Source organism: Isoptericola nanjingensis, from assembly GCF_050311635.1.
Taxonomy (GTDB): domain Bacteria; phylum Actinomycetota; class Actinomycetes; order Actinomycetales; family Cellulomonadaceae; genus Isoptericola; species Isoptericola nanjingensis.
In genome coordinates this window covers 177529-201724 of the sequence record NZ_JBNOZL010000008.1, presented here as the reverse complement: position 1 = coordinate 201724, position 24196 = coordinate 177529, and the positions used below count along the sequence as shown (strand labels likewise).

Annotated in this window: 21 protein-coding genes, 1 pseudogene and 1 riboswitch; of the genes and pseudogenes, 9 read left to right on the top strand and 13 right to left on the bottom strand. The window is 75.0% G+C overall.

The genetic code is table 11. The features are described 5' to 3' along the window. Positions 1 to 14: 14 nt before the first annotated feature. Both ACQP6G_RS17195 and ACQP6G_RS17190 read right to left on the bottom strand, forming a co-directional pair. A complete protein-coding gene (locus ACQP6G_RS17195; RefSeq protein WP_429766066.1) occupies positions 15 to 1280 on the bottom strand; it encodes an O-succinylhomoserine sulfhydrylase in 1266 nt (421 codons plus the stop codon). After that, the gene (locus ACQP6G_RS17190) at positions 1277 to 1768 is read right to left on the bottom strand and encodes a rhodanese-like domain-containing protein (RefSeq protein WP_429766064.1); all 492 of its coding nucleotides are present in this window, start codon (positions 1766 to 1768) and stop codon (positions 1277 to 1279) included. The genes ACQP6G_RS17195 and ACQP6G_RS17190 overlap by 4 nt, the downstream gene beginning before the upstream one ends. A 302-nt stretch (positions 1769 to 2070) precedes the next feature. Then, positions 2071 to 2187: riboswitch (SAM riboswitch) on the top strand. 34 nt (positions 2188 to 2221) lie between these two features. Here ACQP6G_RS17190 and ACQP6G_RS17185 point away from each other — a divergent pair. Continuing rightward, positions 2222 to 3664 carry an aminotransferase class V-fold PLP-dependent enzyme gene (locus ACQP6G_RS17185; protein WP_429766063.1) on the top strand — a complete coding sequence of 481 codons (1443 nt, stop codon included), beginning with the start codon at positions 2222 to 2224 and terminating at the stop codon, positions 3662 to 3664. Positions 3665 to 3737: 73 nt separating this feature from the next. On the opposite strand, the gene ACQP6G_RS17180 is transcribed toward ACQP6G_RS17185, so the two are convergent. The 3 genes and pseudogenes from ACQP6G_RS17180 to ACQP6G_RS17170 all read right to left on the bottom strand — a co-directional run. Next, on the bottom strand, positions 3738 to 3911 hold the full coding sequence (locus tag ACQP6G_RS17180) for a CsbD family protein (RefSeq protein WP_429766061.1): 174 nt from the start codon (positions 3909 to 3911) through the stop codon (positions 3738 to 3740). 110 nt (positions 3912 to 4021) lie between these two features. Next, positions 4022 to 4405 (bottom strand): imine reductase family protein, encoded by a 384-nt coding sequence (locus ACQP6G_RS17175; RefSeq protein WP_429766292.1) that lies wholly within the window; start codon positions 4403 to 4405, stop codon positions 4022 to 4024. Positions 4406 to 4432: 27 nt separating this feature from the next. After that, positions 4433 to 4834: pseudogene (locus ACQP6G_RS17170) on the bottom strand (NAD(P)-binding domain-containing protein); the annotation flags it as partial. Positions 4835 to 4854: 20 nt separating this feature from the next. Here ACQP6G_RS17170 and ACQP6G_RS17165 point away from each other — a divergent pair. After that, on the top strand, positions 4855 to 5262 hold the full coding sequence (locus tag ACQP6G_RS17165; protein ID WP_429766059.1) for a MerR family transcriptional regulator: 408 nt from the start codon (positions 4855 to 4857) through the stop codon (positions 5260 to 5262). On the opposite strand, the gene ACQP6G_RS17160 is transcribed toward ACQP6G_RS17165, so the two are convergent. Continuing rightward, positions 5263 to 6741 (bottom strand): amidase, encoded by a 1479-nt coding sequence (locus tag ACQP6G_RS17160; RefSeq protein ID WP_429766058.1) that lies wholly within the window; start codon positions 6739 to 6741, stop codon positions 5263 to 5265. 86 nt (positions 6742 to 6827) lie between these two features. Here ACQP6G_RS17160 and ACQP6G_RS17155 point away from each other — a divergent pair, with 86 nt between their 5' ends. From ACQP6G_RS17155 to ACQP6G_RS17145, 3 genes are all read left to right on the top strand, one after another. Continuing rightward, positions 6828 to 7400, top strand: a complete 573-nt coding sequence (locus ACQP6G_RS17155) for a GNAT family N-acetyltransferase (RefSeq protein ID WP_429766056.1) — start codon at positions 6828 to 6830, stop codon at positions 7398 to 7400. Positions 7401 to 7533: 133 nt separating this feature from the next. After that, positions 7534 to 9033 carry a peptide MFS transporter gene (locus ACQP6G_RS17150; RefSeq protein WP_429766055.1) on the top strand — a complete coding sequence of 500 codons (1500 nt, stop codon included), beginning with the start codon at positions 7534 to 7536 and terminating at the stop codon, positions 9031 to 9033. 28 nt (positions 9034 to 9061) lie between these two features. Then, complete coding sequence (locus tag ACQP6G_RS17145; RefSeq protein WP_429766053.1) at positions 9062 to 11176, top strand: CocE/NonD family hydrolase; 2115 nt, start codon at positions 9062 to 9064, stop codon at positions 11174 to 11176. Between the two features lie 3 nt (positions 11177 to 11179). Here ACQP6G_RS17145 and ACQP6G_RS17140 read toward each other — a convergent pair whose 3' ends face one another. The 4 genes from ACQP6G_RS17140 to ACQP6G_RS17125 form a co-directional block, all read right to left on the bottom strand. Next, positions 11180 to 12100 (bottom strand): LLM class flavin-dependent oxidoreductase, encoded by a 921-nt coding sequence (locus tag ACQP6G_RS17140; protein WP_429766052.1) that lies wholly within the window; start codon positions 12098 to 12100, stop codon positions 11180 to 11182. Between the two features lie 232 nt (positions 12101 to 12332). Beyond that, positions 12333 to 13355, bottom strand: coding sequence for a MaoC family dehydratase (locus tag ACQP6G_RS17135; protein ID WP_429766051.1), 1023 nt, complete (start codon positions 13353 to 13355; stop codon positions 12333 to 12335). Continuing rightward, positions 13352 to 14707: a 3-oxoacyl-ACP reductase gene (locus tag ACQP6G_RS17130; protein ID WP_429766049.1), complete on the bottom strand. Its 1356-nt coding sequence runs from the start codon at positions 14705 to 14707 to the stop codon at positions 13352 to 13354. The genes ACQP6G_RS17135 and ACQP6G_RS17130 overlap by 4 nt, the downstream gene beginning before the upstream one ends. 9 nt (positions 14708 to 14716) lie before the next feature. Beyond that, positions 14717 to 16015 carry an acetyl-CoA C-acetyltransferase gene (locus tag ACQP6G_RS17125; RefSeq protein WP_429766290.1) on the bottom strand — a complete coding sequence of 433 codons (1299 nt, stop codon included), beginning with the start codon at positions 16013 to 16015 and terminating at the stop codon, positions 14717 to 14719. A gap of 157 nt (positions 16016 to 16172) precedes the next feature. Here ACQP6G_RS17125 and ACQP6G_RS17120 point away from each other — a divergent pair, with 157 nt between their 5' ends. Both ACQP6G_RS17120 and ACQP6G_RS17115 read left to right on the top strand, forming a co-directional pair. Then, entirely contained in the window at positions 16173 to 16952 is a 780-nt protein-coding gene (locus tag ACQP6G_RS17120; RefSeq protein ID WP_429766047.1) for a TetR/AcrR family transcriptional regulator, read from the top strand. Then, on the top strand, positions 16949 to 19036 hold the full coding sequence (locus tag ACQP6G_RS17115; RefSeq protein WP_429766045.1) for an acyl-CoA dehydrogenase family protein: 2088 nt from the start codon (positions 16949 to 16951) through the stop codon (positions 19034 to 19036). The genes ACQP6G_RS17120 and ACQP6G_RS17115 overlap by 4 nt, the downstream gene beginning before the upstream one ends. Before the next feature lie 88 nt (positions 19037 to 19124). On the opposite strand, the gene ACQP6G_RS17110 is transcribed toward ACQP6G_RS17115, so the two are convergent. Next, positions 19125 to 19469: a hypothetical protein gene (locus tag ACQP6G_RS17110; protein ID WP_429766044.1), complete on the bottom strand. Its 345-nt coding sequence runs from the start codon at positions 19467 to 19469 to the stop codon at positions 19125 to 19127. A gap of 98 nt (positions 19470 to 19567) precedes the next feature. Then, on the bottom strand, positions 19568 to 20089 hold the full coding sequence (locus ACQP6G_RS17105; RefSeq protein ID WP_429766042.1) for a hypothetical protein: 522 nt from the start codon (positions 20087 to 20089) through the stop codon (positions 19568 to 19570). Between the two features lie 264 nt (positions 20090 to 20353). Between ACQP6G_RS17105 and ACQP6G_RS17100 the strand changes: the two genes are divergently transcribed. Continuing rightward, positions 20354 to 20971: a hypothetical protein gene (locus tag ACQP6G_RS17100; RefSeq protein ID WP_429766040.1), complete on the top strand. Its 618-nt coding sequence runs from the start codon at positions 20354 to 20356 to the stop codon at positions 20969 to 20971. Positions 20972 to 20984: 13 nt separating this feature from the next. Here the strand turns inward: ACQP6G_RS17100 and ACQP6G_RS17095 are convergent, their stop codons facing one another. Beyond that, a complete protein-coding gene (locus ACQP6G_RS17095; RefSeq protein ID WP_429766038.1) occupies positions 20985 to 22007 on the bottom strand; it encodes a LacI family DNA-binding transcriptional regulator in 1023 nt (340 codons plus the stop codon). 157 nt (positions 22008 to 22164) lie between these two features. On the opposite strand from ACQP6G_RS17095, the gene ACQP6G_RS17090 reads away from it, so the two are divergent. Next, the gene (locus tag ACQP6G_RS17090; protein ID WP_429766036.1) at positions 22165 to 24087 is read left to right on the top strand and encodes a glycoside hydrolase family 127 protein; all 1923 of its coding nucleotides are present in this window, start codon (positions 22165 to 22167) and stop codon (positions 24085 to 24087) included. The last annotated feature ends 109 nt before the right edge of the window (positions 24088 to 24196 follow it).

The window sequence follows — 24196 nt, the reverse complement described above, 5'->3', positions numbered from 1 at the left end:
CACGTCGCGGGAGCTCAGGCGCGCAGCGCCTGCTCGACGTCCTCCACGATGTCCCGCGGGTCCTCGAGGCCGATCGACAGCCGCACGGTGGTCTCGGCGATGCCGACCTTGGCGCGGCCCTCCGGGCCGAGCTTGCGGTGCGTCGTCGTGGCGGGGTGCGTGATGATCGACTTCGCGTCGCCGAGGTTGTTGGAGATGTCGACGACCTGCAGGGCGTCGAGGAACGCGAACGTCCGCTTCTTCGCCTCCGCCGGCTCGGTGCCCTCGGGCACCGCGAGGTCGAACGTCACGACCGTGCCGCCGCCCGACTGCTGCGCCTTGGCGAGCTCGTGCTGCGGGTGCGAGGGCAGGAACGGGTAGCGCACGCCGGTCACACCGTCGAGCTCCTCGAGCGCGGTCGCGACCTGCAGGGCTGCCGCGTTCTGGGCGCGCACGCGCACGTCGAGCGTCTCCAGGCCCTTGAGCAGCACCCACGCGTTGAACGGGCTCAGCGACGGTCCGGTGTTGCGCACGAACGTCTGCACCGGCCCGGTGAGGAACTCCTCCGAGCCGAGGATCGCGCCGCCGAGCACGCGCCCCTGTCCGTCGATGTGCTTGGTGGCCGAGTACACGACGACATCGGCGCCGAGCTCCAGCGGCTTCTGCAGGACCGGCGTCGCGAACACGTTGTCCACCACGACCACGGCACCCGCGGCGTGCGCGAGCTCCGCCACCCGCCGCACGTCGACGAGGTCCTGCATGGGGTTGGACGGCGACTCGAAGAACACGACGTCGGCCGGCGTGGCGAGGGCCTCCTCCCACTGCGAGGTCACGTGCCCGTCGACCAGGTCGACGCGCACCCCCCACTTGGCGAGGATCTCGTCGTAGATGACGTTCGTGGACCCGAACAGCGCCCGCGCCGACACGATGCGCGAACCGCTGGAGACCAGCGCGGCGAGGGCGTTGAACACCGCCGACATGCCCGACGCCGTGGCGTAGCAGGCCTCGGCACCCTCGATGAGGCGCAGCCGCTCCTCGAACGTGTGCACCGTCGGGTTGCCGTACCGCGAGTACAGGAACTGGGACCGCTCGCCGGCGAACGCCGCCTCCGCGTCCGCAGCCGAGCCGTAGGTGTACCCCTGGGTGAGGAACAGGCCCTCGGACATCTCCTGGAAGTCCGAGCGGCGGTGCCCGCCGCGCACGGCGAGCGTCGCGGGCCGGACCGTGGCGGGCAGCGGGCGCGAGCCGCCGAAGGTCGTGGGGTCGGCGCCGGGGCCGGTCGGGACCTGCGCGTCGCTCATCGGGCCTGCTCCGAGTCCTGCTGGGCTGCCCGCGTCGCGGCGGCGTCGTCGAACGCGCCCCACGGCAGGCCGCGCACCTTCCAGCCCTCGCGGTCGCGGACGCCGTCGAAGCCGGGGCCGCCCTCGAACCCCTCGAGCACGTTGTACGCCGGGCCCAGGCCGGACGCCGTCGCGAGGCGCGCCGCGCCGATCGAGCGCTGACCGGAGCGGCACAGGAAGACGATCGGGCTGTCGGCGGTCACGCCCGCGGCGGCCAGCTCGGCGAGGAAGCCGGCGTTGGGGCGACCGCCCGCCTGCACCCACTCGACGAAGAGGGGGGCCTTGCCGGCGGTGGCGGTGTCCGGCACGCCGATCGCGCGCCACTCGCCCTCGGTGCGCACGTCCACGAGGACGGCGTCGGGGTCGCCGGCGAGCAGGTCCCACGCCTGCTGCGGGGTGAGGTCGCCGGCGTAGCCCTCGGCGGGGCGGGGATCGATCTGGGTGCTCATCGCAGTCCTCCCATCGGTCGTGGCGGTAGCACCCTCGTCCGGTACGGCCGCCGTCGCCGACGACCGGCCCGCGGGTTGCTGCGGCGTCGACGTGCCACGTCACTCGGCCGCTCGGGATGGTCGTGGCGATCGTACGCCCGCCGTCCGCGTGCTGGTCACCCCGTCTCGCGACGCGAACGCCGCGCGTCCCCCGGGTCGCGCGCCGGCGACGCCGAACCCGAGGTGGCCACCCTCGACCGCATCGTGAGAAGGACGCCGGATCCGCTTGACCGCGAGGTGCCGCGCACGCACGATGGGCGGCAGGTCAAGAGCGCCAGCGCGAAGCCCCGGCTCGCTGGCCGGCAACCCTCCTCTCGCGGCGGGGTGCCCCGGGTGACGACCTGGCCCCGCGCCGTCCGGCGTGCGGGCAAGCGCGGGGAGCCACCTCCCCGGCACGACCGAGGAGGACCACGCATGACCACGCTCACCACTGCGCCTGCGGTGCCCGCCGCGCGCGCCGCCGCCGTGCACGACGTCGCCCCCGTGCTGCCCGTCGTCGGCGGCGACACGCTCGTGCCGCTCGTCGACGGCCGCCAGGTGCCGTACGCCAACCTCGACGTCGCGGCGTCGGCGCCGGCCCTGCAGGCCGTGGCGGACCGGGTCGCGCGCGTGCTGCCGCTGTACGCCAGCGTGCACCGCGGCGCCGGCTACCTGTCCCAGGTCTCGACCGCCCTGTACGAGACGGCGCGCCGCACGATCGGCGCGTTCGTCGGCGCCCGCGAGGACGACCTCACGATCGTCACCCGCAACACCACGGACTCGCTCAACCTGCTCGCGGGCTGCGTGCCCGCCGACCCGGCCACCGGCGAGCCGGGCCGCGTCCTCGTGCTCGACATCGAGCACCACGCCAACCTGCTGCCCTGGCAGCGCGTCACCGACGCGACCGTCGTCACCGGCGGGCCGTCCGTGTCCGCCACCCTCGCGGAGATCGAGGAGGAGCTGAGCTCCGCCGCCGCGGCGGGCCGCCCCTACGCCCTGCTGGCGCTCACCGGCGCGTCGAACGTGACCGGCGAGGCGCTGCCCGTGGCCGACGTCGTCGCCGCGGCGCACGGCGCGGGCGCGCGCGTCGTGCTCGACGGCGCCCAGCTGGTGCCGCACCGCCGCTTCTCGCTCGCGGAGACGGGCGTCGACTACGTCGCCTTCTCGGGCCACAAGACGTACGCGCCCTTCGGCGCGGGCGCCCTGGTCGGACGCCGCGACTGGCTCGACGCCGGCACCCCGTACCTCGCCGGCGGCGGCGCCGTGCGCCGGGTCCGCACCACCACCACCGAGTGGCACGAGGGCCCCGCCAGGCACGAGGCCGGCTCGCCCAACGTCGTGGGCGCGGTGGCGCTCGCGGCCGCGTGCGACGAGCTCGCCGCGCTCGACCCGTGGGTCGCCGGCGAGCACGAGGACGCCCTGCGGCGCCGCCTCGTGGACGGGCTGGGCGAGGTCGAGCGCGTCGAGGTCGTGCACGTGTGGGACGACGCCGTCGACCCGGTGGGGGTCGTGACGTTCACGGTCTCCGGGTACGACCCGGGCCTCGTCGCCGCGTACCTGTCCGCCGAGCACGGCATCGGGGTGCGCGACGGCCGGTTCTGCGCCCACCCGCTGCTCGGCCGCCTCGGGTTCGATGCCGGGGCCGTCCGTGCGTCGGTGGGTCTCGGCACGGCGGGCGAGGAGGTCGAGCGGCTCGTCGCCGCCGTCCGCTCGCTCGTGGCCGAGGGGCCGCAGGCGCGGTACGACGTCGTGGACGGGCTGTGGGTCGTCGTCGACGACCCTCGCCCCGTGCCCGAGGGCTCCGGCCTCGAGGGGCTGCTCGCCACCGCCGCGCTGGGCGCCGACGAGGCCTTCGGCTGCCTGCCCGACGACCTCTGAGCCGTCGGTCCCGCCCCGGGCGGACATGACGACGGGGCGCCACCGTGCGGTGGCGCCCCGTCGTGTCAGCGGGTCAGCCCTTGAACGCGTCCTTGACGTCGTCGCCCGCCTGCTTGAGGTTCGCGCTGGCCTGCTGGGCCTTGCCCTCGGCCTCTTTGCTCTCGTCGTCGGTGAGCTTGCCCGTGGCCTCCTTGGCCTTGCCTTCGGCCTCTTCCGCCAGGTGCTTGGCCTTGTCTCCCAGTCCCATCGGGGCTCCTTCCGTCAGACGAACGACCTCGAAGACCGACCGTAGGCGCGTGCCCGCCGGCTCGCACGCCGACGTCTCAGGCCGTGGTCCTCCGGCCGGCGACCGGCAGGTCAGGGCGTCGGGCGGCCGAACTCCTCGATCAGCACCGGGTACTGCTCGTGACCGTGGCCCGCGGCGACGCCACGGTCGGCCACGGCCTTGAGCAGTCTCGGCAGCTCGGTGCTCACGCCCAGCGCCTCGCTCTCCTCGACGAGGTGCGCCATCGCACGCGCGTCCGTCTCGAGGGCCGAGGCCTCGGCCGGGAACCGGCCGCGGTCGACCTGCTCCGCGTAACCGGGCAGCCACGCGGCCACGCCCTCCGCGATCTGCCGGGCGAACGGCGCGAAGGCGGCGGCGTCCACCCCGGCCGTCCGGAGCATGGCGGTGCCGTGCAGCCACGCGTCGAGGACGCTCCACATCATCGTGAGGCCGGCCGCGTCGTAGAGGGACGCCAGCCCGGGGTCCTCGCCGAGGTGGGTGACGGTGCCGAGCGCCGCGAGCGTGGCCGCGTGCGCGTCGAAGTCGGTCCGGGGCCCGCTGTGCAGGACGACCGCGTCCGCCGTCCCGATCGCGGAGGGCACGGCCATGATCGCGCCGTCGAGGTATCGCGCGCCGCGTCGGGCGGTCCACCGGGCGGTCTCCCTGGCCTGCGAGGAGCTGCTGGACGTGAGGTTGACCAGCGTGGCGCCGGCGACGTCGACGCCGTCCTGGCCGATCAGCTCGCGCACGGCGTCGTCGTCGGTGAGGCAGACGACCGTCAGGCCGTCGGGGCGGAGCGCCGCGGCCGCCGAGGGCGCCAGGTGCGCGCCGTCCGCCACCAGCGCGTCGGCCTTGGCGGGGGTGCGGTTCCACACGGTGGTGGGGTGCCCGGCCCTGAGGAACGCGCCGGCGAAGGGGGAGCGGGATGCGGATCGGGGAGCTGAGCCGCCGCACGGGCGTGCGGACGCACCAGCTGCGCTACTACGAGGCCCAGGGCCTGCTGGACGTCGCCCGGCGCTCGAACGGCTACCGCGAGTTCGACGAGGGGGCCGTGCTGCGGGTGCGGCAGATCCGGCACCTGCTCGACGCGGGCCTGTCGTCCGAGGACATCGCCTCCGTGCTGCCGTGCGCGGTCGGCGAGGAGCCGCAGCTGCCCGGCTGTGTCGAGCTCCTGACCGCGATGCGCTCCCGCCTGCGGCGCCTGGAGGACCAGATGGCGAGGCTCGCCCGCTCGCGCTCGGCCCTGGCCGGGTACATCGCGGCGGCGGAGCGGGTGGGCGGCGAGAGCTACCCGCCCCTCGACGGCGCGACGGCGGAGCGGGTTCCCGCCTGATCACCAGGCCGGCGGGTGCCGGTCCGCCCAGAGCAGCCGGTCCTCGAGCTGTGCGGCGAGGGCGAGGAGCGTCGTCTCCCCGCCCGGCCGCCCGATCAGCTGCACGCCCATCGGCAGCCCGTCGTCGGTCCACCGCGTGGGCACGGTGATCGCGGGCAGGCCGGCCACGTTGAGCATCGACGTCCACGGCGTGTACTGGCACTGCTGCTCGAAGTTGCGCTCGGGGTCCTCGGGGTCGAACCAGCCGAGCGGGCGGGGCGTCATCGCGAGGGCGGGGGTGACGACGGCGTCGAACCGCGACACCTGCGCGACCAGCCGGCGCTCGAAGGCGGTGAGGGCGCGCAACGCCTCGGCGAGCTCGCGGGCGGGCACCTGGCGGCCGCGGCCGACGAGCCACCGGGTGAGCGGCTCGAGGCGGTCGAGGCGTGCGGCGTCGTCGATCGGCACCACGGACGCGCCCGCCATCCACAGGGTGCGGAACGCGGGGCCGTACGCCGGGTCGGGTTCGAGGGACAGGCCGTCCACCTCGTGCCCGAGCCCGGTGAGCGTCGCCACGCCGGTGTCGAGCGCGGCGCGCGCCTCGTCCGACGTCGAGATCGCGTAGAAGTCGTCCCAGGCGGAGTCGGTCGTGACGGCGATCCGGAAGCGGCCCCGCACGTCCTCGCCGCCCTCTCCCGCCACCTCGCCGCGGCGGGCCGCGGCCAGGTACTCCCCGGCCCGGGCCGACGGCGCGCGCAGCGTCAGCGGGTGCGCCACCCGCCCGTCGGGCGTCCGGGTGAGCATCCCTTCGAGCAGCAGCGCGGTGTCCTCCGTGGTGCGGGCGAGAGGCCCGTCCACGACCAGACCGCCGAGCGACTCCTGCCCCGACCCCGCGGGGACGAGGCCGCGGCTCGGCTTGAGCCCGACGACGCCGCACGCCGCCGCGGGGATGCGCACCGAGCCGCCGCCGTCCGACCCGGGCGCGCACGGCAGCAGGCCCGCGGCGACGGCGACGGCGGCGCCGCCGCTCGACCCGCCCGCCCCGAGCGCCGGGTCCCACGGGTTGCGCGCCACCGGCCCGGCCAGCGGCTCCGTGTACGCGGGGAAGCCGAGCTCGGGCGCCGTCGTGCGGCCGAGGCTCACCATGCCGGCGGCGTCGAGGACGTCGACGATCTCGTCGCTCACCGGAACCACCACGGCGTCGTCGCCGGCGAAGGCGCGGGAGCCGAACCCGGCGGGCACGCCGGCCCGCAGCCACAGGTCCTTGTCCCCGCCGGGCAGCCCCCACAGCACGCCCCGGGCCTTCGCGCCGTCGCGCTCGAGGCGCGCCGCCCGCTCGCGCGCGGCCTCGGGGGTGACGCTGACGAAGGCCCCCAGGGCGGGGTTGGCGCGCTCGATCCGGGCCAGGAAGTGGTCGGCCACCTCGGTCGGCGTGAGCTCGCCCGCGCGCAGCAGGTCACGCAGCCGGGCGGCGGTCATCTCGTGCAGGGCGTCGTCCATGACCCCCATCCTGCGCCGAGCATGCAGATGTGCTCGGCATGCGGCGCGAGAACGTGCCCAGGTGCAGGGTCGGCGAGGATGGGTGCGTGACCCACGACCTCGTCCTCGCCGGCCACGGCGTGCGCCTGGAGCCCCTCGGCCCGCAGCACGCCGCGGCGCTGCTCCCCCTCGTCGACGCCGACCTCTGGTTCGGCATGACCTCGCCCGTCCCGACGACCGTCGCGGACCTCGAGGCGTGGATCGACGCCGGGGTCGCCACGCCCGGCACGATGGCGTTCGCCGTCGTGGGCGACGACGGCGCGGTCCGCGGGTCCACGCGCTTCTACGAGCTGGCCCCCGGGCCGCGCCGCGTGGAGATCGGCACCACGTTCTACGGGCGCGACTGGTGGGGCGGCACGACCAACCCCGCGTGCAAGCTCCTGCTGCTGCGGCACGCCTTCGAGGAGTGGGGGATGCGCCGCGTCGCGCTGCGCGCCGACTCGCGCAACACGCGCTCGTGCGCGGCCATCCAGCGCCTCGGCGCGAAGCCCGAGGGCGTGCTGCGCAAGCACCGCGTCGCCGCCGACGGCACGGTGGGGGACACCGCGTACTTCTCGATCGTCGACGACGAGTGGCCGGACGTCCGCGACGGGTTGCGGCGCCGGCTCGCGGCGGCCTGACGGTTCGACGGGTCCCACCGGCCGGGCGGTGAGACCCTGGCGGGAGCACGACAGGTAGGGTCGACGGCCGGCCCGGGCCAGGCGTGACGTGGCCGGCTCGCGGCCAGACCTGTCCCCGAACCCTGGAGAGCCTGTGACCACCGAGGACGCCGCCGCCGTCGAACCGACACCCGAGCGCGAGCCGCACGACAGGTCGTTCTTCGGCCACCCGCGCGGCCTGGCCACGCTGTTCAGCCTCGAGGTCTGGGAGCGGTTCTCGTTCCTCGGGATGCAGGCCATCCTCGTCCTGTACTTCACCGCCTCGGTCGCGGACGACGGGCTCGCGATGGAGGCCGGCAACGCGGCGTCGATCGCGGCCGGCTACGGCACGATGGTCTATCTGGTGTCCGTGGGCGGCGGCTGGATCGCGGACCGGGTCCTCGGCTCCTACCGGAGCGTGCTGTGGGGCGGCATCCTCATCGCCGCGGGCCACTACACGATGGCGATCCCGGCGGAGTTCTCCACGTGGGTCGGCCTGGTGCTCATCAGCCTCGGCACCGGGCTGCTCAAGCCCAACGTGTCGACGCTCGTGGGCAAGCTCTACCGGACCGACGACGAGCGGCGCGACGCCGGGTTCGCGCTCTACTACATGGGCATCAACGTGGGGGCGTTCTTCGGCCCGCTGGTCACCGGGTGGCTGGGCGCGGAGGTCGGCTGGCACTGGGGCTTCTCCGCCGCCGCGATCGGCATGACGGCCGGGCTGATCCAGTACGTCGTGGGCCGACGCGGCATCCCCGGCTACGGCCGCGGGGCCGAGGCGGCGCTGCCGCCCGACGTCGCGCGCCGCACGCGCTGGATCCTCGGCGGCTCGGCGGCCGCCGTGGTCGTCGTCCTCGTCGTCCTCGCCCTCGTCGGACGGCTCAGCGTGGACGGCGTCGTCGACGCCCTCACCGTGATCGCGATGGTCGCGCCGATCGTCTACTTCACCGTGATGTTCCGCAGCCCCCGCGTGACGGGCGAGGAGCGTGGGCGGCTGCGTCCGTTCCTCGTGCTGTGGATCGCGTCGGTCGCGTTCAACTTCGTGCTCTTCCAGGCGTACTCGGTGCTCATCCTGCTGGCCGAGGACCACGTGGACCGCACGATCTTCGGCTGGGACGTGCCCTCGTCGTGGTTCAGCTCCTACCTCGGCGCGGCGGAGGTGCTGGTCGCCCCGCTCGTCGCCGCGCTGTGGACCTGGCTCGGGCCGCGGCAGCCGCACGCCTCGAAGAAGGTCGCGTTCGGCGCCCTGCTCGGCGGCCTGTCCTACCTGGTCCTCGTCCCCGCCGTGAGCGGGCAGTCCGGCGACTGGCGGATCGCCGTCTGGTGGATGCTCGTCTCGCTGCTCCTGCTCGGCCTGGGCGACGTGCTGCTGCAGACCACCGGCCTGTCCGCCACCACGAAGCTCGCACCGCTCGCGTTCTCCAGCCAGTCGATGGCGGTGTGGTTCCTGTCCGTCGCGCTGGCCAACGGCATCCAGGCGCAGACGGTCCGCTTCTACGGCGAGGTCCCCGACGGGGTCTACTTCGCCGTCAACGGCGCGGTGCCCGTGATCGTCGCCGTCGTCGTCCTCGCCCTGTCGCCGTGGATGAAGCGCACCATGCACCCCGTCCACTGAGCCCGACCGCGACCTCCCGGAGGACACCATGCGATACGTCACCGACCTGCCTCACGAGACCCGCGTCGAGGACCACTGGATCCCCCTGGCGGACGGCACGCGCCTCGCGGCCCGCGTCTGGCGGCCCGTCGACCCCACGCCCGTCCCGGCGATCCTGGAGTACCTGCCCTACCGGCTGTCCGACTGGACCGCCCCCCGCGACGCCCAGCGCCACCCGTACTACGCCGGGCACGGCTACGCGTCGGTGCGGGTCGACATCCGTGGCAGCGGCAACTCCGACGGTTTCCAGGACGACGAGTACTCGCCCACGGAGCTCGCGGACGGGGTGGCCGTCGTGGAGTGGCTGGCGGCGCAGGACTGGTGCGACGGCTCGGTCGGCATGTTCGGCATCTCGTGGGGCGGCTTCAACTCGCTCCAGATCGCGGCACTCGCCCCCGAGCCGCTCAAGGCGATCGTCACGGTGTGCTCCACCGACGACCGCTACGACAACGACGTGCACTACACGGGCGGCTCCGTGCTGGCCGTCGACATGCACGCGTGGGCTGCCACGATGCTCGCGTTCTGCTCGCGCCCGCCGGACCCGGCGTACGTGGGGGAGGGCTGGCGCGCGCAGTGGCTCGAGCGGCTCGAGCGCACGGAGCCGTTCGTCCACACCTGGCTGGACCACCAGACCCGCGACGACTACTGGCGGCACGGCAGCGTCATCGAGGACTACTCGACGATCTCGGCCGCGGTCCTCGCCGTCGGCGGCTGGAACGACCCGTACCGCGACACGGTGCTGCGGCTCGCCGCGGCGGGGGACGACGGCGCGCTGCGCGCCCCGGTGCGCGGCATCCTCGGCCCGTGGTCGCACCAGTACCCCGACCGCGGCCTGCCGCCCGGGCCGGCCATCGGCTTCCTGCAGGAGACGCTGCGCTGGTGGGACCACTGGCTCAAGGGCGCCGACCGCGGCGTCCTCGACGACCCGCCGCTGCGCGCGTGGATCAGCGAGTCCGTGCCGCCCGCCACCGTCTACGACGAGCTGCCCGGCCGGTGGGTGGGCGAGCCGACGTGGCCGTCGCCGCACGTGTTCGCCCGCGAGCTGCCGCTCGTGGCCGCGGGCGCCGACGACCCTCCCGAGGGCGGCCTGCGGACGACGGCGCCGACGGTCGGGGCGCTCGCCGACGGGCACCCCGTCCCGACGTCGTGGCTGGTGGACTCGCCGCCGCACACGGGCGTGGACGCGGGCCGGTTCTTCCCGTTCGGCAACGACGCCGACCTGCCGCCCGACCAGCGGGAGGAGGACGGGCGGTCCCTCTGTTTCGACTCCGACCCGCTGACCGCCCCGCTGGAGATCCTCGGCCGGGCGCGCGTGCGGCTGCGGCTCACGTGCTCGGCGGCGAAGGGGCAGGTCGTGGCGCGGCTGTGCGACGTCGGGCCCGACGGCGCGTCGACGCTGGTCACGCGCGGCGTGCTCAACCTCTCCGCCCGGCACGGCCGCGACCGGGCCGTGCCGTGGACGCCGGGCGCCACCGAGGAGGTGACGTTCGAGCTCACCGGGACCGGCTACGCGCTGGCGCCCGGCCACCGGCTCCGTCTGGCGGTGTCCTCCGCCTACTGGCCGTGGGTCTGGCCGCAGCCGGGTGACGCCGTGCTCGCCGTCGCGGTCGGCGACGGCGCGCTCGAGCTGCCCGTGCACGACCGCGCGTCGTCGCACCCGCTCGTCGTCTTCGAGGAGCCGGAGCAGACGCCGCCGCTCGGCGTCGTCTTCGGCGAGGCGGACGAGGCCCGCCCGGAGCGCCGTGTGGTGCGCGACGTCGCCGAGGGCCGGTGGCTGCTCGAGGTCGACCCGCGCTACGGCGGCACCCGCACCTACCCCGACGGGCTCGAGTTCACCGAGGACGCGCTCGAGCGGTACTGGATCGGCAGGGAGGCCACGAGCGCGCGGACGCGCTCGGACTGGACCGTGCGGCTGCGCCGCGGCGCCGGCGACCCGCTGCCCGCGGGGATGACCGACGGCTGGGACGCGAGCGTCGTCACCCGGTCGGAGATCACCTGCGACGAGCACGCCTTCCACACCCAGAACGAGGTGGTGGCGCGCGACGGCGACGAGGTCGTCTTCGAGCGGCGGTGGACGCGGACGATCCCGCGCACCGCCGGCTGACGCCTACCGCAGCAGGGGCGCGACCTCCTCGCCGAGGAACGCCGCGAAGCCGTCGAGGTCCGGCTCGTCCAGGGTCGGCTGCGCGACGACGGTCGTGGCGCCGAGCGCGACGTAGCGGCGCAGCCCGTCGGCGACCTCCTCCGCGGACCCCCAGCTGGCGTGGTCGGCGAGCGCCTCGTCCGACGACGCGTCGACGTCCCACCGCGCGAGGGACCGGCGCAGGCGGTCGGCCGCGCCGTCCCCGGTGGCGACCTGGGCGAACGCGACCGTCCGGAACGGGTGCTCGCCCTCGGGCGCGGACTCGGCGACCGGCGGCAGGCCGGCGGCCGCGCGCCCCTCGTCCACGAGCACGACCGCCTGACGGGCTCCGGAGACGCCCGTGTCGCCGTCGATGACCACGCCCTGGGCGACCTCGCCCACCAGCCGCAGCGTCTTGGGCCCCTTCGCCGCCGCGACCACGAGGGGCGCGACGGCGGGCGGCCAGTCGAGCGCGACGTCGTCGAGCGTCACGTAGCGGCCGGACGTCGTGACCCGCTCGCCGGCGAGCAGCGCGCGCAGGGCGCCGACCTGCTCGCGCATGAGCGTCAGCGGCGACGCCACCCGGGCGCCGACCTGGCCCATCCAGCTCTGCACGCCGTGCCCGACGCCCGGCACGAACCGGCCGGGGAACATGCCGTCGATCGTCGCCGTCTCCATCGCCGTGAGGGCCACGTTGCGCAGCGGCAGCGGCATGACACCGATCCCGACGCGCAGGCGTTCGGTGGCGCTCAGCATCGCCGCGGCCGCGGACGGGCCGGACTCGAGGAAGCAGTCCTCCCACAGCCACACCTCGTCGAGGCCCGCGGCCTCGGCGGTGCGGGCGAACGGGACGAACCGCGAGGGCGGGTTGCCGTAGGGCGCGAGGATGCAGCCGAGGGTCACCATGACCCGATCCTGCACCAGCCCCGCGCGCCGAGGTAGTACCGGACCCCGCGAGGTAGTACGGATGCTGCCGAGGTAGTCCCCGATCAGCGACGGCGGACGCGCAGGACGGCGGAGTCAACGCGCCGCGGTGGCCGCACGGCTTGTCCGCCCGGGACGCCGGACAGGCGGTCAACACCTCGGGCCTCGTCGGGCCCGAGGTGTCGACCGCCTGTGCGGCAGCCACGGCGCCCGGTCAGAGCGGGGTGACCGTGCCCCGGAAGTGCTGGCGGCGTCGGCCGCCGTTCCAGCCGACGTACGCGAAGCCGTCGTCGTCCGGGGTCACGGCCACGTCCACAGTGCCGGGCAGCAGGACGGGGGAGGCGAACTCGACCGTCCAGCGATAGGCATCGCCGCGCGCGTGGCCGACGTCGGCCAGGGCGCGCGCCGCCGTGTACATGCCGTGCGCGATGGCGCGCGGGAAGCCGAACGCCTTCGCGGACAGCGCCGACAGGTGGATCGGGTTCCGGTCGCCCGAGACGGCGCCGTACGCGCGGCCGGTGCCCGGCCCGAGCGCCCACCGGCCGGTGGGCAGCGGCGGGGTCCACGTACCTGCGGGGGCGCGGTCCTCGGCGTCGGCGTCCGCCGGCTCGTCCCGCGGGGCGTCCGCCTCGTCGGACCAGGGCAGGTGGAAGCCCTTGGCGAGGTAGGTCGACACGCCCCGCCACACGGGGCCGGCGTCCGGGTCGGCCTGCGGGCGCACCTCGGCGACGAGGTCCACCTGCACGCCCCGCTTGTGCGGGCGCAGGTTCTCGGCCCAGGCGCGCACCTCGAGCACGTCGCCCACGACGACGGGCCCGCGCAGCTCGACGTCGTTCGCGAGGTGCACCATCCCGAGCAGCGGCAGCGGGAAGTCGCCGCGCACCATGACCGCGGTCGCCAGCGGGAACGCCAGCACGTGCAGGTACCCCGCGGGCAGCACGTCGGTGACCGGCTCGTGCAGCAGCCGCTGGTAGTCGTGCAGGTGGTGGGCGAGCTCCGCCGTCGGCACGCGGGTGACGCGGTACGCGACGTCGGGCAGCGTCAGGGGTGCGGGCTCGCCGTCTCCCTCCGACCGGCCCTGGCCGATCACGGGCAGGCCCGGCATCGCGCGCCCCGCCGCGATGCGCCCCGAGGCGGCGGCGCCGCGCGCGTAGAGACTGCCGAGGCCCGGCAGGGTGGGCAGGGTCTCGACGCGCAGCGGCTCGCCGGCGCTGGTGGCCGGCGCGGCCGCCGTCACCGCCCCACCAGGTTCTGGCCGCACACGCGCAGCACCTGCCCGTTGACCCCGGCGGACGCCGGCGACGCGAGGAAGACGATCGCCTCGGCGACGTCGACCGGCCGGCCGCCCTGCTGCAGCGAGTTGAGGCGCCGGGCCACCTCGCGGGTGGCGAAGGGGATCGACGCCGTCATCTCGGTCTCGATGAAACCGGGCGCGACGGCGTTCGCGGTGCCGCCGCGCGCGGCGACCAGCGGGGCCGTGGCACGGGTGTGCCCGATGACGCCGGCCTTGGAGTAGCCGTAGTTCGTCTGGCCCTTGTTGCCCGCGATGCCGGAGGTCGACGCGAGCGACACGATGCGGAGCCCGTCCACGCCCTCGCCCCCGTCGAGGCCGAGCAGCTGGTCGTTGATCCGCAGCTGGGCCTCGAGGTTGACGGCGATGACGGCGTCCCACTGGGCGGGCTTCATGTTGGCCAGCAGCTTGTCGCGCAGGATTCCCGCGTTGTGCACCACGACGTCGAGGCCGCCGTGGCGGGTGCGCGCGTGCTCGAGGATGCGTCGTCCGGCGTCGTCGGACGTGACGTCGAGCTGGAGCGCCGTGCCGCCCACCGCGTTGGCGGTGCGCGCCAGGCCCTCGCCGGCGGCGGGGACGTCCACGCACACGACGGTGGCGCCGTCGCGGGCGAGGGTCTTCGCGATGGCGGCGCCGATGCCCCGGGCCGCACCGGTGACGACGGCGACCTTCCCGGCCAGCGGCCGGTCCCAGTCGGCGGGGGCCGCGGCGTCGGCCGGGCCGACCGGCAGCAGCTGGCCGTCCACGTACGCGGACCGAGCGGACAGGAAGAACCGCAACGTGGCGAGGACGGACGTCGAGTCGACGGCGGCGCCCCCGGTGAGCACGATCCCGTTGCCGGTGGCGCCGGCGCGCAGCTCCTTGGCGAGCGAGCGCAGGAAGCCGTCGACGCCGTTGCGCGCCGCGGCGAGCGCCGGGGCGTCGCCGTCGGCGGCGGCGCGCGAGACGGTGACGACGCGCCCGTTGGTGGCGAGCCGGCGCAGGACCGAGCCCGTGGCCAGCACGGCCGCGGAGACGTCCGTCGGGCGCCGGGTCTCGGTGAGCACGAGCAGGACGGCGCCCCAGCGGGCGTCGTCGCTGGGCTGGCGGCGCACGTCGAGGCCCCAGCCGAGCAGCACCTGGGCGATCCTGTCCGCGTCGCCGGTGGAGGCGTCGTCGGAGACGACGAGCACCGGCCCGACGGTGAGCGGGTCACCCGCGCGGAAGCGGCGCAGGATCGCGGGGCGGGGCAGGCCCAGCTTCTTCGCGAGCGTCTTGGTGAAGCCGGAGTTGACGGCCTTGGTGTAGGAGTCGGTCACGGGTTCCTCTCAGACGGACTCGACGACGGCGGTGGCCCCGAGGCCGCCCGCGGCGCAGATGGAGATCAGGGCACGCGCCGGCCGGCCGGTCTCGGCGGCCTTGGCCGCGACGAGCTTGGCGGCCGTGGCGAGGATGCGGCCGCCCGTCGCGGCGAACGGGTGGCCGGCGGCGAGCGAGGAGCCGTTGACGTTGAGCTTCTCCCGGTCCACGCTGCCGAGCGGCGCCTCGAGGCCGAGCTCCGCCTTGCAGTAGTCGGCGTCCTCCCAGGCGGCGAGCGTCGTGAGGACGGTCGACGCGAACGCCTCGTGGATCTCGAAGAAGTCGAAGTCGTCGAGGGTCAGGCCGTTGCGGGCCAGCAGACGCGGCACCGCGTGCACGGGCGCCATGAGGAGTCCGTCGTGGCCGTGCACGAAGTCGACGGCGGCGGTCTCGGCGTCGACGAGCCGCGCGAGCACCGGCAGGTCGCGCTCGGCGGCCCACGCGGCCGACGACAGCAGCACGGTGGAGGCGCCGTCGGTCAGCGGCGTGGAGTTGCCGGCCGTCATCGTGGGCTCGGCGGGCTCGGCGAGGCCGCGGCCGAACACCGGCTTGAGCTTCGCGAGCTTCTCCAGCGAGGTGTCCGCGCGCAGGTTGTCGTCACGGGTCAGGCCGCGGAACGGCGTGACCAGGTCGTCGAAGAACCCGGCGTCCCACGCGGCGGCGAGGTGCTCGTGGCTGGCGAGCGCGACCTCGTCCTGCGCGGCACGGGAGATGCCCCAGCGCGCGGTGGTGACGGCCTGGTGCTCGCCCATCGACAGGCCGGTGCGCGGCTCGTCGGTGGCGGGCGTGAGGGGCTTCAGGTCGGCCGGGCGGATCTTCGCGAAGGCCTTGAGGCGCGCCTGGAGCGTCTTGGCGTGCGACGCGTCGAGCAGCGCGCGGCGCAGGCCCTCGCTCACGGCGACGGGGGCGTCCGAGATGGTGTCGGAGCCGCCGGCGACGCCGGACTCGATCTGGCCGAGCCGGATCTTGTTCGCGACGGTGATCGCGGCCTCGAGGCCGGTCGCGCACGCCTGCTGCAGGTCGAAGGCGGGGGTCTGGGGCGACAGCGAGGAGCCGAGCACCGACTCGCGGACCAGGTTGAAGTCGCGCGAGTGCTTGAGGACGGCCCCGCCCACGACCTCGCCGAGGCGCTCCCCCTGCAGGCCGTACCGGGCGACGAGCCCTTCGAGCGCCGCGGTGAACATCTCCTGATTGGAGGCGTCGGCGTACTTCTTGCCGGCGCGTGAGAACGGGATGCGGTTGCCGCCCACGATCACGGCGTCGCGCACTCCGGCGGGGGCGGACGGGTTCGCTTCGCGGGTGTTCCGGGAGGTGCCGGACGGCTTGCGTGTAGCCACAGGGGTAGATCCTTCACTCCGTCGGTCAGGTAGGACTCACAGTACCTGATACTCTCAGTCTCGTGAGACGAGTCACAAGGTGCGGCCGATGACGGCCGCGGAACAGCTCGACGCCCGTTCGGCTCCGGATGCTCGTTCGGCCCTCGACGGTCGTTCGACACGGTGGGACGACCATCGTGCCGCGCGCCGGGCGCAGCTCGTGAACGCCGCGCGCAAGGCCGTGCACCGCGCCGGGCCAGGGGTCTCGATGGACGAGATCGCGGGCGAGGCGGGCACGTCCAAGTCGATCGTCTACCGGTACTTCGAGGACAAGGCGGGCCTGCGCCTCGCCGTGGCCGCGCACGTCGTCGCGACGATGCACGACGCCCTCCGCGAGGCCGCCGAGGCCGCGCCCACCCCGCACGCGGCCCTGCGCGCGATGGTCCGGGTGTACCTCGAGATGATCGAGCACTCGCCCAACGTCTACTGGTTCGTCACCCGCACCGCCATCGGCGGCAACGAGCCCGCGCCCGGCACCGCCGGGACGGGACAGGTCGAGGCGCTCGGCGCCTACCTCGACTCGGTGATCGAGCTGGTGGCCGAACCGTTCGCCAAGGCCGTCCAGGTGCCCCCGGCGCTCGCCGCCGCCTGGGCCGCGGGGGCCGTCGGCTTCGTGCGCGGCGCCGGCGAGTGGTGGCTCGGCCACGCCGCGGACGAGGGCGGTCCCGACCGGCTCACCCGGGAGGACCTCACCGAGAAGGTGACGCTCTGGCTGTGGACCGGTCCCGTCGGCGTCCTCCACCACGAGGAGTCCGCGCCCTTCGACCTCGCCGGGTCCTCCCACCCCTTCGAGACCTCCAACCCCGCACAACCGCAGGAGAACCGATGACCACGACGTCCGACCGTCCCGCGACGACGCAGGCCGCGCCCGCCCCCAAGGCGACCCCGCGCGTCGACGTCGCCGGCCTGTCCGAGCAGCTGCTCGGCCGGTGGCCGGAGTGGCGCCGCCACGCCCGCGCGCGCTCGACCGACCCGACCTTCTGGAAGGACGAGTCGCTCTCGATGGCGGAGCACCGTGAGCGGGTGCTCGAGCAGATGAAGCTGCTCGCGACCGACCCGAAGCACCAGGTGTGGCTCGGGTACCCGACGCGCCTCGGCGGGGCGGACTCCCCGGGCGCGAACCTGGCGGGCTTCGAGGAGCTCGCCGTCGCCGACCCGTCGCTGCAGATCAAGGCGGGCGTCCAGTGGGGCCTGTTCGGCTCGGCCATCCTGCACCTGGGCACGCCCGAGCAGCAGGACCGCCTGCTGCCGGGGGCGATGGACCTGTCCGTGCCCGGCGCGTTCGCGATGACGGAGATCGGGCACGGCTCGGACGTCGCGTCGGTGGCCACCACGGCCACCTACGACCCGGAGACGGAGGAGTTCGAGATCCACACGCCGTTCCGCGCGGCGTGGAAGGAGTTCCTCGGCAACGCGGCGGTGCACGCCACGGCGGCCACCGTCTTCGCGCAGCTGATCACGAACGGCGTCAACCACGGCGTGCACTGCTTCTACGTGCCGGTGCGCGACCCGGAGACCATGGAGTTCCTGCCCGGGATCAGCGGGCACGACGACGGGCTCAAGGGCGGCCTGCGCGGCGTCGACAACGGGCGGCTCGCCTTCGACCACGTGCGCATCCCGCGCGCCGACCTGCTCGCCCGCTACGGCGCGGTCGCCGCCGACGGCACGTACTCGTCGTCGATCGACAGCCCGGGCCGCCGCTTCTTCACCATGCTCGGCTCGCTGGTGCAGGGCCGGGTGTCGCTGGACGGTGCCGCGTCGACGGCGTCCAAGCTGGGCCTCGCCATCGCCGTGAAGTACGGCGCCGAGCGCCGCCAGTTCACCTCGTCGTCGCCGATCGAGGAGACGGTGCTGCTGGACTACGCGACCCACCGCCGCCGCCTGTTCCCGCGCATCGCCGAGACGTACGCGACGCACTTCGCGCACGACCGCCTCCTCGACCTGTTCGACGACGTCTTCTCCGGGGAGAAGGACACCCCGGAGAACCGCGAGGACCTCGAGACGATGGCGGCGGCGCTCAAGGCGACGTCGACCACGTTCGTGCTCGAGACGCTGCAGGAGGCCCGCGTGGCCTGCGGCGGCGCCGGCTTCATCACCGAGAACCGCATCACGAGCCTGCACCACGACATGGACGTGTACGCCACGTTCGAGGGCGACAACACGGTGCTGCTGCAGCTCGTCGCCAAGCGTCTCGTGGGCGACTACGCCAAGGCCCTCAAGGGCGCGACGTCGACGCCGGCCGGCATCGCCCGGTTCGTCGTCGACCGTGCCGCGGACGCCGCGCTGCACCGCACCGGCCTGCGCCGGGCCGGCCAGGCCCTCGCCGACGCGGGCGACCCGCGCCGCGCCGCCGGGCACCTGCGCGACGCCGAGACGCAGCGCGAACTGCTGGCCGACCGCGTCGCGACCATGGTCGAGGAGGTCGCGATGGCCCTGCGTCCCGCGCAGAAGGCGGACCCCGTGACGGCTGCGCGGATCTTCGACGAGAACCAGGTGCAGCTCGTCGAGGCAGCCAGGGCGCACGCGGACCTGCTGCGCTGGTCGGCGTTCACCGACGCGCTCGAGCAGATCGACGACCCGGGCACCCGCCGCGTCATGACGTGGGTGCGCGACGTCTTCGGGCTCACCCTCATCGAGCGCAACCTCGCCTGGTACCTCATCAACGGGCGGCTCTCCGCGCAGCGCGCGCGCACCGTGACGTCGTACGTGGACCGCCTGCTCGACCGCCTGCGTCCGCACGCCGTCGACCTGGTCGACGCGTGGGGCTACGGGCCCGACCACCTGCGGGCGGTCATCGCGTCGGGTATCGAGGCGGAGCGGCAGGACGAGGCCCGGGCGTACTACGCCCGGCAGCGCGCCGACGGCACCGCGCCGATCAGCGAGAAGGCGCTGAAGAAGCAGAAGCGCGCCTGACACGGTGAGAAGCCCGGGCCGGGCCGCACCTGCTGCGGTCCCGTCCGGGCTTCTCTGTGTCTCGCGGACCCGCCTTCTCGGCGTCCCGTCAGGCGGCGGCGGGGGTCGGCTGGGCCGCGCGCACCGGCTGCGGGTAGTCCTCGACGACGGCGGGCGGGGTCTCGACCGTGCCCGCCGTCGTGCCCGGCACCGGGGCGGGCACGACGGCCGCCTCCTCGGCCGCCCGCTCGTCACGCAACGGCAGGCCGAGCGTGACGGTGGCCGGTCGTGCGACGCGGGCCGGCGGGACGGACATCGCCACCACGGCCGCACCCCCGAGCCCGGCCAGGAGGGCGGCCCACGCCACCCACGTCCAACCGAGCGCCGCCGACGCGCCCAGCAACGCCCCGTCCATGACCCCCACGACGAGTCCGACGACGAGCACCCGTCTCATGCCTACCTCCCACGGTCCGCCTCATCCGTGCCTTTCCAGGAGACGACACGACGGCCGGTCGTGCATCTGCTGGGCGGACCGTGCAGGTCACAGGTGGGTCACGGTCGCCGGTCGTGCCCTGCCGTGTCCCAGGCGAGGGCGGTCGCGGACATCCGGGGGTCGGCGTGCCCGAGCAGCAGGGGGGACGGCGACGGGTCCAGCGTGGTGCGCAGCTGGTGGTGCATCTCCCCGGTGAGCCGCAGCGCCAGCTCGAACCTCAGCGGTGCCACGTGGTCGGCATGGAGCCGGCCGCCGATCGCCGGGTGCGGGGAGAAGGCGAGCACCTCGTCGGGTCGCGGGTGGATGCCGGCGTCGAGCACCTCCCGGCACAGGTCCTCCAGCAGGAGGTCCGCGCGCCCGTCCGCCGAGTCGAGCTCGGTGTACATCTCGACGGCGGTGGCCCAGCGGAGCTCGAGCGTCCCCTCGATCGTGTCGAGGAACCACCAGCCCTCCAGGGACTCGAGGAAGACGTCGCCGAAGACGGTCGTGAAGCGGGGCGTCTTGCCGTGGACCCCCAGCCACGACCAGGACGCCAACCCGTACGCGAACGCGCCGGGAGCAAAGGTTCTGAGCAGTTCCACGTGCGCATCAAACCACCTTGTGGTAAACGGCGAAACCCCGACTCTGCCGGGGCGCCGCGTGGCCCCGCTCACGCAGAATCATCACCTGGTGATGATGTCGGTCAAGGATCCGAGCGTGCAGGTCAAGAAACGGTCATCCATGCAGGTCGGCGTCGCGCCGGCCCGGAGTCGCGGAACTCTGCCCCGGTGTCGCCCGTTGACCCACGGGTGGCCCGAGGACCTCGGCGTCGCCGTCGCACGAGCCCCCGACCCGGAGGTGGACCCATGGAGACGCCCGCCGCGCGCAGGCGAGTCGACGCCCGGAGCGTCGCGATCACCGGACTCACGACGCTCGCCTGGTACGCCGTGCCCGACGTCGTCGACCCCCGCTGGGCGCGCGCCCTCGCCAAGGCGGGCGTGCTGGCCGGCGGGCTCGGCCTGGGGATGGCCCTCACCGCCGAGGGCCGCTCCGCCGTCGACGGCGTGCGCGAGGCGCGCGACGAGGTCCGCGACCTGCGCGACCTCGCCCGGCGCGTGGAGGCGCCGCCCGAGGGCGACGACGGCGACCTCGGCGACGCGGGCCTCGACGATGCCGGGGTGGCCGACGCCGATCTCGAGGACAACGTCCTCCTGGGCGACGCGGAGCTCGCGGACGCCGACCCGCTGCCGGACCCGGCCGTCGCGGGAGCGGCCGCGGCGGCCGCGGTCGCCCTCGCGGTGACGGTCGCCGTGGCGGGGGAGAAGTGGGCCTACCGGCGCGGCGAGCGGTGGCGCGCCCAGGGGCGGCGGCTGCCGCACACGCGGGTCGGGCTCGTCCTCGGGGCGCTCGCGGCCGTGGCGACCGCCCTCGACCCGTCGATCTCCATGGTCCGGCCGGCCGAGGGCGAGACGCCCGCGAGCTGACGCCGCCCCGGGCTCAGGAGTCCCCGGCCGTCGAGCCCCGCACGACGAGGCGTGGGGGTGAGAGCTCCGTGCCGTGCGCGGGGCGACCGTCGATCGCGGCGAGCAGGAGCTCGGCGGCCCGCTGCCCCAGCCGGTCGAGCTGCGGGTCCACGGTGGTCAGCGGCGGCCTGCTGGCGAGGGCCATGACCTCCCAGTCGTCGTAGCCGGTCACGGCCACGTCCTCGGGCACCCGCACGCCGCGGTCGCGCAGGCGGTCGCAGCCGCCCCTGGCGAGCTGGTCGGAGGCGAACACGATGGCGTCGACCGGCAACGGGTCGCCGGCCCGGTGGTCGCCGAGCACGACGTCGACCGCGAGACGGCCCCAGCGCTCGGACCACTCGCCGAACTGCGGCTCGCCGACGATCCTGGCGCCGTGCGCCGCGAGGGCGGCGGCCAGGGCGGCGTGCCGCTGCACGGAGGCCGCCTGGTCGCCGCGACCGCCGACGTAGGCGACCCGGGTGCGGCCGAGGGAGAGCAGGTGCTCCGCGACGGCGGTCATGCCGGCCGCGTCGTCGGGCACGACGGACGCGTCGTCCGGGTCCTGCGACGGTGCGAAGGCGTAGACGACCGGCATCGGCACCCGGATGGGCGGCCGGGGGTCGGTGGTGCGGCCCGTGACGATGATCCCGTCCACGCGCCGCGCGACGAGGCTGCGGACGTGGTGCTGCTCACGGACGGCGTCGTGCCGGGCCGTGGCCAGCAGCGCCGAGATCTGACCCCCGACGAGCGCGTTCTCGGCGCCGAGCACCACCGGCAGCGAGAACCGGCCGGCCGAGTCCGTGCTCAGCAGGCCGACGGTGAAGCTGCGCCGCGCCGACAGCGACCGTGCCTGCGCGTCGGGGACGAAGCCCAGCCGTTCCGCCGCCTCGCGCACGCGGGCCCGGGTCGCGGGTCGCAGGGAGCCGGTGTCGTTGAGCGCCTTCGACACCGTGCTGGGGGACACTCCCGCCAGCGCGGCGACGTCCGTGATCCGCACGACGCCCGGAGTCTCCGCCATGAGGCCTCCTCGAGGATTCCTGCCGTTCCGCAGGATGGCGGGCGGCGCTGCCGATGGTACGCGATTCCGCCTGTCGGGCAGGTGCTTGACGACTCGCGCAACGCTCCCTACCGTGAGGAAAACGGATTCCTAGTTTCCTTCCTCGAGGGAGAGGTGCATGACGACGACGACGCTCCGGACCGCTCGCGGCCCGGCCGAGCCCACAGATTCGGCGATCAGCAGCCTGCGGCCGCTGCCGCCGGGCAGCGCGACCCTCCATGGCGGGCTGTGGGGCCACCGGCTCCGCGTCAACCGCGACGCCTCGGTGCCCGAGGGCCTCGGGCACCTGCGCGAGTACGGGAACCTGCGCAACCTCGAGATCGCCGCCGGGCTGGCCGAGGGCGAGGCGCAGGGGCCGATCTTCGCGGACTCCGACGTGCACAAGTGGCTCGAGGCCGCGGCCTGGGAGTACGGGCGCGAGCCCGACGAGGCGCTGCTCGCCGACATCCTCGAGGTCACCCGGGCCGTCGCCGGCGCCCAGGCGCCGGACGGGTACCTCGACTCGGTGCCGCAGCTGCGCGGCGTCGAGCGCTACTCCGACCTGCCGTGGAGCCACGAGCACTACTGCGCGGGCCACCTCATGCAGGCCGCGGTGGCGCAGGTGCGGGCGACCGGCCGGCGCGAGCTGCTCGACGTCGCCGTCCGCCTGGCCGACCACCTCGTCGAGACGTTCGGCGACGGCGAGGGACGGCGGCGCGAGGTCGACGGGCACCCGGTGATCGAGACCGCGCTCGTGGAGCTCTTCCGGGAGACGGGGACGCGGGCGTACCTGGACCTGGCGTCGTGGTTCGTCGAGGCCCGCGGCACGGGGATCATCGCGGCCCACGGCAAGCAGCCCACCTACTTCTCGGACCGGGTGCGCGTCCGCGAGGCGACGACGGTCGAGGGGCACGCCGTGCGCGCCGTCTACCTCGGCGCGGGCGCCACCGACGTCGCGGTCGAGACGGGCGACCGCGAGCTCCTCTCGGCGCTCGAGGCGCAGTACGCGGCGATGGTCGACGGCAAGCAGTACCTCACGGGCGGGCTCGGCTCCCGCTGGGACGGCGAGGCGTTCGGCGACGCGCACGAGCTGCCGAACGACCGGGCGTACGCGGAGACGTGCGCGGCCATCGGCGCCGTGCAGTGGGCCTGGCGCCTGCTGCTCGCCACGGGCGACGCACGCTACGCCGACCAGATCGAGCGGATGCTGCTCAACGGCTTCCTCTCCGGGCTCTCCCTGGGCGGCACCGAGTACTTCTACGTCAACCCGCTGCAGGTGCGCACGGGCGCCCACGCGGAGGAGGAGCGGAACCCCGCCGCCGGACGACGGCCGTGGTTCGGCTGCGCCTGCTGCCCGCCCAACATCATGCGGACGCTGTCGAGCCTCGAGGGGTACCTCGCGACGGTCGCCGACGACGCGCTCCAGGTGCACCAGTACGCACCCGGCACGATCGCCGCCGACCTGCCCGGCGGCGTGCTGCGCGTGCGTGTCGAGACGGGGTACCCGTACGCCGGCCGCGTGACGCTGCACGTCGAGGAGGCGCACACGGGAGCCGGGCTCGCGCTGCGGGTGCCGGGCTGGGCCGAGGGCGCCACGCTCGACGGCGCCCCCGTCGCGGCCGGTGGCTACGCCACCGTGGACCGGGCGCTCGCGGCCGGGGACGTCGTCGTGCTGGAGCTGCCCGTGGCGCCCCGCCTCACGGCCGCGGACCCGCGCGTCGACGACTCCCGTGGCTGCGTCGCGATCGAGCGCGGCCCGCTCGTGTACGCGCTGGAGCAGGAGGACCAGGACGCGGGCGCCGTCGTGGACGACGTCCTGATCGACGTCGCCGGGCCCCTGGGCGAGGAGGACCGTCCCGACCTGCTCGGCGGGACGGTCGTGGTGACGGCGACCGGGTCCGTGCGGTCCCGGCCCGCGTCGCCCGCGGGCGACGGCCCGTACCGGCCGGCGGAGACGCCCGCCCCGCCCGTGACCGGCGCGGTGACGCTGCGGGCGGTCCCGTACCACCTGTGGGCCAACCGCGGCCCCCAGGCCATGCGGGTCTGGATCCCCGTGGCCTGACCGGCAGCACCTCACGCGGGGCGCCCGACGCGGGCGCCCCGCCCCCCGCAGGCACCGCCGCCCGCGGGCAGGACACGGAGGACACGGCGCCCGAGGGCGCGGAGGAGGA